Source organism: Arthrobacter sp. zg-Y769 (assembly GCF_020907405.1).
In the GTDB taxonomy this organism is placed as follows: Bacteria; Actinomycetota; Actinomycetes; order Actinomycetales; family Micrococcaceae; genus Arthrobacter_B.
The window spans coordinates 190,026-202,457 of sequence record NZ_JAJJOE010000003.1 but is presented as its reverse complement, the minus strand read 5'-3'; the positions used below and the strand labels follow the sequence as shown (position 1 = coordinate 202,457).

Annotated in this window: 12 protein-coding genes; 5 read left to right on the top strand and 7 right to left on the bottom strand. The window is 67.4% G+C overall.

Going from position 1 to position 12,432, the window contains the following annotated elements; all coding sequences use genetic code 11:
- Positions 1-28 precede the first annotated feature (28 nt).
- On the top strand, positions 29-913 hold the full coding sequence (locus tag LOC60_RS01240) for a general stress protein (RefSeq protein WP_230020926.1): 885 nt from the start codon (positions 29-31) through the stop codon (positions 911-913).
- Positions 914-1,186: 273 nt separating this feature from the next.
- Here the strand turns inward: LOC60_RS01240 and LOC60_RS01235 are convergent, their stop codons facing one another.
- Positions 1,187-2,770 carry an aminopeptidase P family protein gene (locus LOC60_RS01235; RefSeq protein ID WP_230020925.1) on the bottom strand — a complete coding sequence of 528 codons (1,584 nt, stop codon included), beginning with the start codon at positions 2,768-2,770 and terminating at the stop codon, positions 1,187-1,189.
- A 112-nt stretch (positions 2,771-2,882) separates the two neighbouring features.
- Here LOC60_RS01235 and LOC60_RS01230 point away from each other — a divergent pair, with 112 nt between their 5' ends.
- Positions 2,883-3,740, top strand: coding sequence for a PHP domain-containing protein (locus LOC60_RS01230; protein WP_230020924.1), 858 nt, complete (start codon positions 2,883-2,885; stop codon positions 3,738-3,740).
- Between the two features lie 67 nt (positions 3,741-3,807).
- Here the strand turns inward: LOC60_RS01230 and LOC60_RS01225 are convergent, their stop codons facing one another.
- Complete coding sequence (locus LOC60_RS01225; RefSeq protein ID WP_230020922.1) at positions 3,808-4,704, bottom strand: DNA-methyltransferase; 897 nt, start codon at positions 4,702-4,704, stop codon at positions 3,808-3,810.
- 18 nt (positions 4,705-4,722) lie between these two features.
- A complete protein-coding gene (locus tag LOC60_RS01220; protein WP_230021344.1) occupies positions 4,723-6,363 on the bottom strand; it encodes a DEAD/DEAH box helicase in 1,641 nt (546 codons plus the stop codon).
- 431 nt (positions 6,364-6,794) lie between these two features.
- Here LOC60_RS01220 and LOC60_RS01215 point away from each other — a divergent pair, with 431 nt between their 5' ends.
- On the top strand, positions 6,795-7,505 hold the full coding sequence (locus tag LOC60_RS01215; RefSeq protein ID WP_230020921.1) for a ferritin-like fold-containing protein: 711 nt from the start codon (positions 6,795-6,797) through the stop codon (positions 7,503-7,505).
- Positions 7,506-7,603: 98 nt separating this feature from the next.
- A complete protein-coding gene (locus tag LOC60_RS01210) occupies positions 7,604-8,434 on the top strand; it encodes an SGNH/GDSL hydrolase family protein (RefSeq protein ID WP_230020920.1) in 831 nt (276 codons plus the stop codon).
- Positions 8,435-8,558: 124 nt separating this feature from the next.
- Here the strand turns inward: LOC60_RS01210 and LOC60_RS01205 are convergent, their stop codons facing one another.
- From LOC60_RS01205 to LOC60_RS01195, 3 genes are read right to left on the bottom strand one after another with little or no spacing between them, the layout of a single operon-like run.
- Positions 8,559-8,858 carry a hypothetical protein gene (locus LOC60_RS01205; protein WP_230020919.1) on the bottom strand — a complete coding sequence of 100 codons (300 nt, stop codon included), beginning with the start codon at positions 8,856-8,858 and terminating at the stop codon, positions 8,559-8,561.
- Positions 8,859-8,870: 12 nt separating this feature from the next.
- Complete coding sequence (locus LOC60_RS01200; protein WP_230020917.1) at positions 8,871-9,095, bottom strand: DUF3107 domain-containing protein; 225 nt, start codon at positions 9,093-9,095, stop codon at positions 8,871-8,873.
- A gap of 46 nt (positions 9,096-9,141) precedes the next feature.
- Positions 9,142-9,756 (bottom strand): TetR/AcrR family transcriptional regulator, encoded by a 615-nt coding sequence (locus tag LOC60_RS01195; protein WP_230020915.1) that lies wholly within the window; start codon positions 9,754-9,756, stop codon positions 9,142-9,144.
- A 118-nt stretch (positions 9,757-9,874) separates the two neighbouring features.
- On the opposite strand from LOC60_RS01195, the gene moeB reads away from it, so the two are divergent.
- Complete coding sequence (moeB, locus tag LOC60_RS01190) at positions 9,875-11,065, top strand: molybdopterin-synthase adenylyltransferase MoeB (protein WP_230020914.1); 1,191 nt, start codon at positions 9,875-9,877, stop codon at positions 11,063-11,065.
- A gap of 6 nt (positions 11,066-11,071) precedes the next feature.
- On the opposite strand, the gene LOC60_RS01185 is transcribed toward moeB, so the two are convergent.
- Entirely contained in the window at positions 11,072-12,412 is a 1,341-nt protein-coding gene (locus LOC60_RS01185) for a glutamyl-tRNA reductase (RefSeq protein WP_230020913.1), read from the bottom strand.
- Positions 12,413-12,432 lie beyond the last annotated feature (20 nt).

Here is a 12,432-nt window from a genome sequence, read left to right as displayed (position 1 = left end):
TTCGGCGGGCATGCGCGAGAATGGAGCAATGTCGAACCTATTTGGTGCCGCCCCTCCGCGTGACGCGGGCCGCAGCCTGCCCCAGGGAGAAACGGTGGGCCGGTACACGGCCTACCTCGACGCCCAGAAAGCCGTGGACTACCTTGCCGACAACAAGTTCCCGGTCCAGCTGGTCTCGATTATCGGGAACGAGCTCAAGTCCGTCGAACGGGTGACCGGCCGCCTGACCTACCCGCGGGTGGCGTTCTCCAGTGCAGCCACGGGTGCCTGGTTCGGACTGTTTGTCGGCCTTGCCCTGATGCTCTTCGGAGGCAGCGCCGCCGCTATTTCCCTGCTTCCCTCCATGGCCCTGGGCGCCGTGTTCTGGGTGCTCTTCGGGGTCCTGGCCTACGCCCTGCAGCGGGGGCGAAGGGACTTCACCTCCACAAGCCAGGTCATTGCAACCAGCTACGACGTGATTGTGGCGTCCGAAGCAGCCAATGACGCCCGGCAGCTGCTGCACCGGCTGCCCATGGTCGGCCAGGCAGGACACCCGCAGGCCCCTACGTCTGCTCCCCGCCACGAGGCACTGCGTCCGCCGGCGGGCGGCCAGCAGGCGCCGGAACGCCCTTCCGGCTGGGCCAACCCGTACGGAAACCCCTCCCCGGACTCCGATCCCGCCGCTGCACAGGCTCCGGGCAACGCCGGCCGGCAGGCACCTGCCGGAGCTGACTCCGGCTCCAAGCCCGCGACGCCGCGCGGCCAGTTCCCCGACCTTCCGGACGGCCGCCCGCAGTACGGTGTCCGCCGGCCTGCGGAGCCTGCCGCGGATGCGCCGGTTGCGCCGCAGCCTGATTCTGCCCGGCCGGCCGCGCCGGAGCAGGATCCGGGTGCTCCGCAGGGTTCAGGCCAGCCGGAGCAGCCCCGCCAGTAAGGCTCCCGGCCCATCGCAGAAGGCCCGCACCCCCAAGGGGGTGCGGGCCTTTTTCGTGCATTCGCTTCGGATCGGGCAAAGCCCCTCGGTTTGTCCGGTTCCCTGCGCTGCGCGGAGCGGGGATCCGGACAAACTGCGGGGATCCGGGCAAACCGCAGGGATCCGGCCCCGCCCGTCCGCACCGTCCGGCGGAGGGGCGCTCCCTCCCGGTAGGCAAAAGGTCCGCATCCTGTGGAGGATGCGGACCTTTTGCCTAAACCGGAAACTAAGAGGTTACTCCGCGGCGTAGATGCCGGCCATCCAGTCCTCGACGTCGCCCGGGTTGCGCGGCAGGGCATCGCTGAGGTTGACGGGCCCGTCGGCGGTGATAAGGACGTCGTCTTCCAGCCGCACGCCGATGCCGCGGTACTCCTCGGGCACCGAGAGGTCGGTGTCCTTGAAGTAGAGGCCGGGTTCGATGGTGAAGACCATGCCCTCGGTGATGGTTCCGTCCAGGTACAGCTCGGCACGGGCCTGGGCGCAGTCATGCACGTCCATGCCCAGGTGGTGGCTGACGCCGTGCGGCATCCACCGGCGGTGCTGCTGGCCTTCGGGTGAGAGTGCTTCCTCGAGCGCGACGGGCAGCAGGCCCCAGGCATCCAGCCGTTCGGCCAGGACCTTCACGGAGGCGGCGTGCACGTCGCGGAACCTGGCACCCGGCTTGGCTGCTTCGAAACCGGCGTCGGCGGCGTCGAGCACGGCCTGGTAGACCCGGCGCTGGACCTCGGTGTACGTGCCGTTGACGGGCAGGGTGCGGGTGATGTCGGCAGTGTAGAGGCTCTCGGCCTCCACGCCGCCGTCGAGCAGCAGCAGGTCGCCGGCGTGCACCGCACCGTTGTTGCGGATCCAGTGCAGGACGGTGGCGTTGTTGCCGGAGGCGGCAATGGTGTCGTAGCCCAGGTCATTGCCTTCTTCCCGTGCCCGGGCAAAGAAGGCGCCTTCGACGACGCGTTCGCCGCGGGGGTGGGAGATGGCCCGGGGGAGTGCCTTGACCACTTCGGTGAAGCCGTTGACCGTGGCGGCGACTGCCGCCTTCATCTGCTCGATCTCCCATTCGTCCTTGACGAGGCGGAGTTCGGACAGGGCTTCGGTCAGTTCGCCGTCGAGGGCATCCAATGCGCTGAGGTCCGCGTTTTCCGGGTCCAGGGCAGTGTTGTAGCGGACGGTGTCCACCAGGGCATCAACCATTTCGTCGACGCTGCGCAGCAGGCGGACGGAGATACCGCCGAACTGCGGATCCCCGACGTTGTTGGTGATGGCGGTCTCGGCTTCGTTGAGGTGCCGGGTGGGCAGGCCGATCAGCGCGCTGATTTCCTCCAGCCCGAGCCGGTCACCGATCCAGAAGGAGCCGTAGCGGGCGTTCGAGTAAAACTCGTCGCTGTCCGTACCGGCAAGCGGACGGAAGTAGAGCACGGCGGTGTGGTTGCCGCCGTCGTCGCCTGCACCCGGTTCGGTGGGTTCCATCACCAACACGGCATCGGGCTCGCGGTCCACGCCGAGGCCGGTCATGTGGGCAAACCCGGAGTGCGCGCGGAAGCGGTAATCGGTGTCATTGGAGCGGACCTTCAGCGGGCCGGCCGGGATGACCAGCCGCTCGCCAGGGAAGCGCTCGGAGAGGGCGCGGCGGCGGCGGGCCGCGAACGGCGCCACGGCGTCGGGCTCGGGCAGCCCGCCGGATTCCGAGGCCCAGCCGGAAGACATGAACTTCTTGAAGGCTTCCGAGGAGGGCCGCTGGGACCGGTTGTTGACCCGGTCTTCGAGCGGCTGGCCTTCGGAGGGCTCGGGCAGGGATGTCGTCGAATTCGCTTCAGTAGTCACCACTCCATCGTCTCACTGCCGCCCGGAGGGGCAAAACACCCCGCGGTACGCGGATTTTCCCCGGGGGACGGCGGGGAACGGGGCACAGTGTCCGGGGGCGTAGATTGAAAGCGTGAGAATTGACCTGCACACCCACTCCTGCGTATCCGACGGTACCGAGCAGCCGGCCGATGTCATCGCCTCCGCTGCGGCGGCCGGGCTGGATGCCGTTGCGCTGACCGACCACGATACGACGGCGGGCTGGGCCGGCGCCGCTGCTGCCGCCCGGGCGCGCGGCATCACGTTTGTTCCCGGCATGGAGGTTTCCTGCCGCAGCAGCGAGGGGATCAGCGTCCATGTGCTGTCCTATCTGCACGATCCGACGCATCCGGGACTCCTGGAGGAAATAGCCCGGTCGAGGGCAGCCCGCGTCACCCGGGCAGAACTGATGGTGCAGCGGCTCGCGGAGGATTTCCCCATCGACTGGGATTCGGTCCAGGAACAGGTGGCGCCGGGCGCAACCATCGGGCGGCCCCACATCGCCGATGCCCTGGTGGCTGCGGGAGTGGTCCCGAACCGCTCGGCGGCGTTCAGCGGCATCCTGACCGCCCGGTCACCGTACTTCGTGGCGCACTACGCTCCTGATCCGGCACGCGCAGCCGGGCTTATCCGGGAGGCCGGAGGAGTACCGGTCTTCGCACACCCCGTGGCCTCCTCGCGGGGACGGGTGGTGGGGGAGGAGACCTTCGCCGAAATGATCGGTGCCGGCCTGCTGGGGGTGGAAGCCGACCACCGGGACAACCCCGGGCCGGGCAGGGAATGGCTGCGCAGGCTGGCGAAGGACAATGACCTGCTGGTCACCGGCTCCAGCGACTACCACGGCACGGGGAAACCGAACCTGCTGGGCGAGTTCACCACAGACCCGGCCGTGCTGGTACGGATAGCCGAGCTGGGAACCGGCACCGCCGTCGTCGGTCCGTTGCCGCATTAGGCGGCGCAGGCACCCCGCCGGCGCAGGCCTGCCTCGCGGGCAGGGTGACGACGGCGCGGCGCGGACCCTAGGCGCCGGCGGCGGGAAGCGGTGATCCTGTTTCGGCGGAGAGCACCGTTGCCGCGGAACCGAGCCGCCGGGACATAACCTCGATGGCCTGGGGATTGGCATCCACGCAGACGAATTTCCGGCCCAGCTTGGCTGCAACGGCGCCCAGTGTGCCGGATCCGGCAAAGAAGTCCAGGACCCAGTCGCCCTCGCGGCTGCTGGCCGCGACGGCACGCCGGAGCAGGCCTTCGGGTTTCTGCGTGGGATAGCCGGTCTTCTCCCGGCCGGTGGGGGACACGATGGTGTGCCACCAGACATCGGTGGGCAGCTTGCCCAGCGCCACCTTTTCGGGCGTCACCAGGCCCGGGGCCATGTACGGTTCACGGTCCACCTCGGCGTTGTCGAAGTGGTACGCGTCGGGGTTCTTTACATAGACCAGAATGTTGTCGTGCTTGGCCGGCCACCGGTTTTTCGCCCGTCCGCCGTAGTCGTAGGCCCAGATAATTTCGTTCAGGAAGCAGTCCCTGCCGAACAACGCGTCCAGCATGACTTTCGCGTAGTGCACCTCGCGGTAATCCAGGTGCACGTACAGGGTGCCGTCGTCGGCCAGCAGCCGCCAGGCCTGCGCCAGCCGGGGTTCCAGGAACGCCCAGTAATCCTCGAAGGCGTCGTCGTAACTTGAGAGCAGACCCTTGACCGTGCTGTAGCTGCGGCCCTTGAACCCGATCCGGTCGCCGCTGCCGTCGGCGCTGCGGACCATGGTGGTCTGCTGCCGGCGCTGGGACCTGCCCGTGTTGAAGGGCGGATCCACGTAAATCATGGTGAAGGAGCCGTCCGGCAGGGTCGGGAGGAACTCCGCGTTATCCGCGTGTACCACCAGCGACCCGCCGTCCGGCGTCCACAAAGGGGTGCTCATGGCCGGCCTACGTCGCCGCTATTCGGCGGCCGGGCTGGTCTTGGGGACAACCTCGCCGTTGCGGCGGCGGGTCCGGCTGCGGCGCGGCCGGTCCGAAGCCGCACCGTCCACGGCCGGCGCTGCGGCAGGGGTCTCGGCCGGGCGGGACTCCGCGGTCCGCGCGTCCGCGGTTCGCCGTTCACCGGTCCGGGCCTCGCCGGAACGGGTGCTGCTGCGCCGGGATCCGTCGCGTGAACCGCTGCGGGCGTTGTCGGAGCCGCTGCGCGAGCCGGTTCCCCGGCCGGAGCGGCCGCCCTCGCGGGAGGACGAAGAGGTGCTGCGTCCGCCGGACTTGCCGGTCTCGCCGAGGTCCTCGATCTTTTCTGCATCAATGCCCGCATGGGTGCGCTTGTTGCGGGGCAGGCGTCCCTTGGTGCCTTCGGGGATGTCCAGGTCGGTGTACAGGTGCGGGGAAGAGGAGTAGGTTTCCACCGGCTCCGCCTGGTCCAGGCCCAGGGCCTTGTTGATCAGGCCCCAGCGGGGAACATCGTCCCAGTCCACGAAGGTGACTGCGGTGCCCTTGTGTCCGGCGCGGCCGGTACGGCCGACGCGGTGCAGGTAGGTCTTCTCGTCTTCGGGGCACTGGTAGTTGATCACGTGGGTGACGTCGTCGACGTCGATGCCGCGTGCGGCGACGTCGGTGGCTACCAGCACATCCACCTTTTCATTGCGGAAGGCGCGCATGGCCTGCTCGCGGGCACCCTGGCCCAGGTCGCCGTGCATCGCGGCCACGGCGAAACCGCGGTCCACGAGTTCCTCGGACAGCTTGGCGGCGGTGCGCTTGGTCTTGGTGAAGATGATGGTGCGGCCGCGGCCGCGGGACTGCAGGATGCGGGCCACCACTTCGCTCTTGTCCAGGTTGTGCGCCCGGTAGACCACCTGGCGGATGTCCTTCTTCGTCAGGCCTTCATCGTCGGGATCAGCCGCGCGGATGTGGGTGGGCTTGGTCATGTAGCGGCGGGCCATGGAAACGACGGCGCCGGGCATGGTGGCCGAGAACAGCAGGGTCTGGCGGACGGCGGGCGTGGCAGCCATCAGGGTTTCGACGTCGGGCAGGAAACCGAGGTCCAGCATTTCGTCGGCCTCGTCGAGGACGACAAGCCGCACGTTCTTCAGCGAGAGGTGCTTCTTGTTGTAGAGGTCGATCAGGCGGCCCGGGGTACCGACCACGATTTCGACGCCGGCGGCCAGGGCCTCCGTCTGCGGTTCGTAGGCACGGCCGCCGTAAATGGTGACGATGCGGGCGCCGCGCCGGCGGGCAGCGGTGGTGAGGTCGCCCGCCACCTGGACGGCCAGTTCACGGGTCGGCACCACGATCAGGGCCTGCGGCGCGCCGGGGACGGCGAGTTCGGCGTAGCCCTTGTCCTCCGGGCCCACCACCCGCTGCAGTGCGGGAATGCCGAAACCGAGCGTCTTGCCGGTGCCCGTCTTCGCCTGGCCAATGATGTCGTGGCCGCTGAGGGCAACGGGCAGCGTCATCGACTGGATGGGGAAGGGGTGCGTGATGCCGGCGTCGGCCAGGGACTCGACGATGTCCGCACGGACACCGAAATCGGCGAAGGTGAGTTCGGGGATTTCCTCGGCCTGGGCCTTGACGGCCAAGGTGTCCGCGACCGTCAGTTCTTCGGTGCTGTCATCGGCAGTGAGGTGACGACTGTCATCAACCTGGGAAAATTCAGTGTTCAATTAAATACCGTTCAGTTTAGGCAGCGCGGGGGCGCCAGGCTCGACGAGTGGCTGTTACAGCCCATCCCGGAGCGGATGGCACGCACGCGGTGCGTCCAGCGGAAGCCGATCGCGGGCTAACAACTGCGGGCCGCCTGTGCTCCATTGGCCACGGCGGCGGCCGAAAATTCAAGATCGCGTAGGGTTTGCGGGTCTGGCTATACAACGACTTCACATGAACACCATATGAACATCACATGTAATTCTTACGACAGACGACCGGGCATCCAATTACTACTTTCCCAGTCTACCTGCCAGCCGCTGAACACCTCGCATCCAGGGCCGCGGCACGGTCCGCAGGGGTGCCGGCAGGTACGCTGGCGGGTATGACTAACGGGCACCATTCGGATCATCCGGCCGCCTCCGGGACGGCCTCACAGCACACCGAGACGTATCAGCGGTTCCTCACGGACCTTTTCGGGGCCATCGCTTACGGCGAGTTGTCGGCGTTTGAACGGATGTCGTCCGATGCCCGCTTTTCCCCTACGCTGCATGACCGCGCCACGCTGGGGCGCCTGGCGGTGCATGAATACGCGCATTTCGAGTTGATCTGCGCCCGGCTCAGCGCCATGGGCGTTGACCCGGAAGAGGCCATGCGGCCCTTCCAACCCTCGGTGGACGCGTTCCACGACCGCACCCGGCCGGCGGACTGGTACGAATCGCTGATGAAGTTCTATGTCACGGATGCCATCTCCGATGATTTCTACTCCGCGGTGGCGTCCCGGCTGGATGCGGAAACGAACAGCCTGTTCCAGGGTCTCAAGGCTACCGAGCAGCCCGGGGAAATCCTGCTCGGCAGGCTGAGGGAAGCCCTCGCGGATGATCCCCGGCTTGCCTCGAGGCTGGCGCTCTGGGGCCGGCGGCTGGTTGGCGAAGCGCTGACCCAGGCCCAGCGGGTCCTGATTGAACGGGCTTTCCTGGGCGGGCTGCTTGAGGACGGGGGCCAGGGGGCCGTCGACGCCGAAATCAAGGCGCTCACGGCACAGCTGACCCGAAACCATTCAAAACGCATGAGCCTTCTCGGCCTGACGGCCTAGCTTCACGGTACGCTTCCCCCGTACGGAAGCGCCGGCTGCAGCCGGACACGGGCTGCAGGGGGAATCCAGTGCGGGGGAAAGCAACACGGAAGTGGGCGGTGCGCGCCCTCGCCGCAGTGGTTCTTGCGGTCCTGCTGCTGGCCGCGGCACCGGCTGTCCGGCCGGACCCCGGAGCGGGCGGGACGGCGGGAGCGCTTGCGACGGGCAGCGCCGTTCCTGTCGAAGCATTGCCCGCGCCGGCGGTGAGCTGGCCTGTGGAAGGCGAAACGGCTGCCCCCGCGGCTCCGGCTGCCGGATCGCTGGTTTATCTGCCCCGGACCGGCCGGATGATGTCCGTAGTTCCGGGAGTGGAGGACTCTGCCCTGGTGATCGGCGACTCGCAGGCCGGTCCGGATACCTGGGTGGGACTGGGGCTGGAACAGGCCGGGTACCCTGCCATCATCCGGGGCGCCATCGGAACCGGCTACGTCGAGGGGAACGGCTCAGTGGCCGGATATGCCCGGGCGCTGGAAGCGCACCAGTGGCTGCTCCCGTGGGGTACGCCGCGGTTGATCCTGCTTCAGGGCGGGGGCAATGACATCACCCATCCAGCCTCAGACATCCGCGCCGAAGCGCTCCGGCTAATCCGCGGCCTGCGGCAAAGCTACCCGTCCGTCCGGATTGTCATGGTGGGGGTCATCGGTGACGGCACCGGACCCCGCAGCGAGGTGGACCGGGTGCTCGCCGCCGTGGCCGCCGAACAGGGAATCGATTTCCTCACCCCGGGGAACTGGTGGGCACGGTATGGACTGAACGGCAGGCTGCGTCCGGACGGAAGGCACCTGAGCCCGGAAGGACACCGGATAGCGGCCGGCGTGTTCGCACACGAACTGGCCCGGATGTCGCCGCCCGCCATCCCGCAGACGATCCCGCACCGCGCCGTGTCGTAATCCGCATCGCCGTAACGCGAACGGAGCAAGCGGGACACGAAAAAAGGGCGGTGCCGCAGCATCGCCCTTCCGACGTTTCGTGCGGGTCCGGCAGATCCGTTGCCGGTTCCCGGCACCACGGGATCTAGAGGCGCAGGATGCGCTCCGTCTCGGCCGTGTCCGCCTTGGCGCGGCTGCGGCCAATCGGAACGGCCGCCACTATCGGCGCCAGGACGGACACTGCCGCCGGGACGGCCCAGCCGATCCAGTCCGCCTCAAAACCGGTCACGCCGGCCGCCCGCAGCGCCAGCCAGGTCAGGAGCGCAGCACACACGGAGATACCCGGGAGCAGCAGCGCGCCGTATAAGGCCCGGTGGCGGTCAGCGGCCCAGACGGCGAACCCCGCGGCAACGGCGGTCAGCGTGACCAGGATCAGGCTAAGCATGGAAGCGTCGGGTTAGAGGGCGCCGAAACCAACGCGGCGGACTTCCTCGGCGCCGATCTCGACGTAGCCGATGGAAGCACCGGGAACAACGATCAGCCGGCCCTTGACGTCCTTGAGACGGAGCAGGGCGCCGTTGGCGAGGGACTGCTCCACTGCGTCGGCAACCTCTTCAGCGCTCTGGCTGGATTCGAAGACAATTTCGCGGGCTACATTCTGAATGCCGATTTTTACTTCCACCGTGGTGCCTCCTGATTAACGATTTACGAACTAATCGAAATCTACTCTAGATCTCCTTGGGGAACCGGCTGATTCCGCGCCAAGCTAAACGGTAAACCAGCTCGCTTGCCGCATCGATGTCCAGGCCGCCGTCGGTTTCCAGCCAGTACCGGGCGCTCACCTGCGCCATTCCGGCCAGGGCACGGCCGAGCAGGGTGGCCTCGAGATGGGAAAGCTTGGTGTCTTCGGCAATGACGCCGGCAATGCTGTTGGCGAAGCGGGCATTGAATTCCTCAATACGGGCGCTGACCTCGGCGTCATTGGTGAGGTCGGATTCAAAAACCATCCGGTGCCCCTGGCTGTCCTGCGCCACGAAGCGGAAATAGGCCCGCATGGTTTCGCGGACCCGAAGCTTATTGTCCGTGGTGGAGTTCAACGCGGTACGCAGGAACTCCGTCAGCGTGTTCAGGTGGTTGTCCAGCAGGGCCAGGTACAGCTCCCGCTTGCCGGGGAAATGCTGGTAGAGCACGGGTTTGCTGACGTGCGCCGCTTCGGCGATCTCGTCCATGGCCGCACCGTGGAAGCCGTTACTGACAAACACTTCCTGCGCTGCGCTTAGCAGCTGCCGGCGGCGTTCCTCCCGCGGGAGTCGAACCGGTTTACCGGCTGCCTGGTTACTCACTGGTGGACCTCTCAACAGTTCCGGAGCCCTGAGCTGCACGGACAATGACCCTTAGTTTACCCGCGGGTATTCGAAGCGACAGGTCCAACCGCCATACCCGTGGCTTAGATTGGACTTCATGACCTTAGCAAGCGATACCGTCCCGGTCGGGGAGCTACCAGCTTTGGTGGCGCCCGGCGCGGAACTTACCCGTGACGAAACCGAACGCTACTCCCGGCACCTCATCATCCCCGGGTTCGGGTCCGCCGCGCAGCGCCGGCTGAAGAACGCCAGGGTGCTGGTGGTGGGAGCCGGAGGGCTGGGATCTCCGGCGCTGCTCTACCTGGCCGCTGCGGGAGTGGGCACGCTGGGTATTGTCGACGACGACGTCGTGGACGTTTCCAACCTGCAGCGCCAGGTCATCCACGGCGTATCCGACGTCGGTACCCCCAAGGCGGAGTCCGCGGCCCGCTCCGTGGCGGAGCTGAATCCGCTGGTCGAGGTGGTGCTGCACCGGGAGCGGCTGGACAATTCCAACGTGCTGGACATCTTTTCCGGATATGACCTGATTGTGGACGGCACCGACAATTTCGCCACCCGCTATCTGGTCAACGACGCCGCGGAAATCCTGGGCAAGCCGTACGTCTGGGGTTCGATCCTCCGCTACGACGGGCAGGTCAGCGTGTTCTGGGGCAAACACGGCCCCACCTACCGCGACCTGTTCCCGCAGGCACCTCCGGCAGGTTCCGTCCCCTCCTGCGCGGAGGGGGGAGTGCTCGGGGTGCTCTGCGCCCAGATCGGCTCGGTCATGGTCAACGAAGCCATCAAACTCATTACCGGCACGGGCCGGACCCTGCTGGGCCGGGTCCTGGTCTTCAATGCCCTGGAGATGAGCTGGCGCGAACTCCGGGTCCGGCGGGATCCGGAGACCGTTCCCGTGACGGCGCTGAGCGACTATCAGGCCTTCTGCGGCATTGCGCCTGCGGAACCTGCCCCGGCCGGAGCGGAAGTGGATGTGGAAGCCCTGCGGGAGCTGCTGGCGGAACGCTCGGCAGGATTCCGGGACTTCGAACTGCTGGACGTCCGGGAACCCGGGGAACATGAGATTGTCCGCATCGACGGTGCCCGGCTGGCGCCGCGGGGCGCCGTGCTGGCGGGGGAGTTCCGGCCGGAGCCGGGACGGCCGGTCTACGTGCACTGCAAGTCCGGGGTACGGTCCGCCGAGGTCGCGGCCTACCTGCGGCGTGCGGGTTATCCGGAGGTCTACAACGTCACCGGCGGGATCCTGGAGTGGGTGCGCCGGGTGGAACCGGAGAAACCGGTCTACTGAAACGCCCTACGCGGACTTCGGTTCCGCGTCGTCCGAATCGGCGCCGTCGTCCGCAGGCGAACCGGCACCCTTGGCGGGCGCGGCGGCGTCGCCGCGCTCCACCGTGATCCCGTACAGGGCTTCGAGTCCCCGGATGTAATCCTCCTGCTGGCCGCTGGCGGCCAGCTCCCGGGCGCGGACGGTGGGAACGTGGAGCAGCTGCTTGACCATGCGGCGCATGGCGAACTCCACTTCCTGCGCGGCGCCGGTGCACCCGTGCTGGGCGCGGACTTTCTCCAGCTCCGATTCGAGCACGTCCAGGGTGTGCCGGCGCAGTGCAACGATCGCGGAGTCCATCTCACGGCTGAGCTGCTGCTTCGAGAAGTTCTTCGCGGCATCGGCCACGATGGTGCTGGCCTGCTTCAGCGATTCGGCCTGCTCGGCCGGCGCGGCCAGCCGGACGGATTCCAGGGTGATCAGCTCGACGCTGTCGATCTCGCGGACCGCGGGATCGAAGTCATGCGTCAGGGCAAGGTCGATAATGATCAGCGGCTTGCCCGCTGCCGCACGGACGCGGCGCACATCTTCCGCGCTGACCTGGCTGTCGCTGCCGCTGCAGCCGATGACGACGTCGGCGCGGGTCAGGGCGGCGGGCAGCGATTCGCGGGTCAGCGGCCTGCCGCCGCGGGAAGCGGCGAAGGACTCTGCGCGGTTGGAGGAGGAATAGACACTGATGTCGGTGCAGCCGCGCTCCTTGAGCAGGGCCATGGTGGCGCCGGCGTAGGCACCGGTACCGAAAACCACCACGGACTTTCGTGACCAGTCGCGGTTTTCGGACAAGTCAGCGGCCAGGCCCAGGGCAACCGAAACAATGGAAAGCCCCCGTTTGCCGAGGGCTGTAAGGGCACCGACGTCCTTGGCGGTGCGGGAAGCGGTTTGGAATAATCGGGTGAGGCCGCCGCTGGCGGTGCCGCTTTCCTGGGCCTCGATCAGGGCCCGGCGCACCTGGCCGGCAATTTCACGTTCGCCGACGACGGCGGAGTCCAGCCCTGCGCCGACGGCGAAGAGGTGCTGGGGAACGGATTCACCGGTGTTGGTGGCAAAGGAGCGGGAGACCAGGTCTTCGCTCATCCCGGAGTGCCGGCTGATCTCGGCCACAACGGCGGAACGGGCGGCTTCAATGTCCGCGTCCGAGCTGGTTTCGCAATACACCTCCAACCGGTTGCAGGTGGCGAGGACGACGGAGCCGGCGACGGCGGTTCCGGAATCGACCAGCGAAGACGAGACCTCGGATGCGCCGGCGCTGAGCCGGGCGACAGTCTCCAGGTCTACGTCGGTGTGCGTAGCAATGAGGGAAAGTAGAACCACAGTAGGTCAATACTAGCCAC

Bases quoted from the DNA above. Each gene is read 5' to 3' on its own strand.
- LOC60_RS01225 (WP_230020922.1), bottom strand. From the start codon at position 4,704: ATGAGCACCCCTTTGTGGACGCCGGACGGCGGGTCGCTGGTGGTACAC.
- moeB (WP_230020914.1), top strand. From the start codon at position 9,875: ATGACCTTAGCAAGCGATACCGTCCCGGTCGGGGAGCTACCAGCTTTG.
- LOC60_RS01215 (WP_230020921.1), top strand. From the start codon at position 6,795: ATGACTAACGGGCACCATTCGGATCATCCGGCCGCCTCCGGGACGGCC.
- LOC60_RS01240 (WP_230020926.1), top strand. From the start codon at position 29: ATGTCGAACCTATTTGGTGCCGCCCCTCCGCGTGACGCGGGCCGCAGC.
- LOC60_RS01205 (WP_230020919.1), bottom strand. From the start codon at position 8,858: ATGCTTAGCCTGATCCTGGTCACGCTGACCGCCGTTGCCGCGGGGTTC.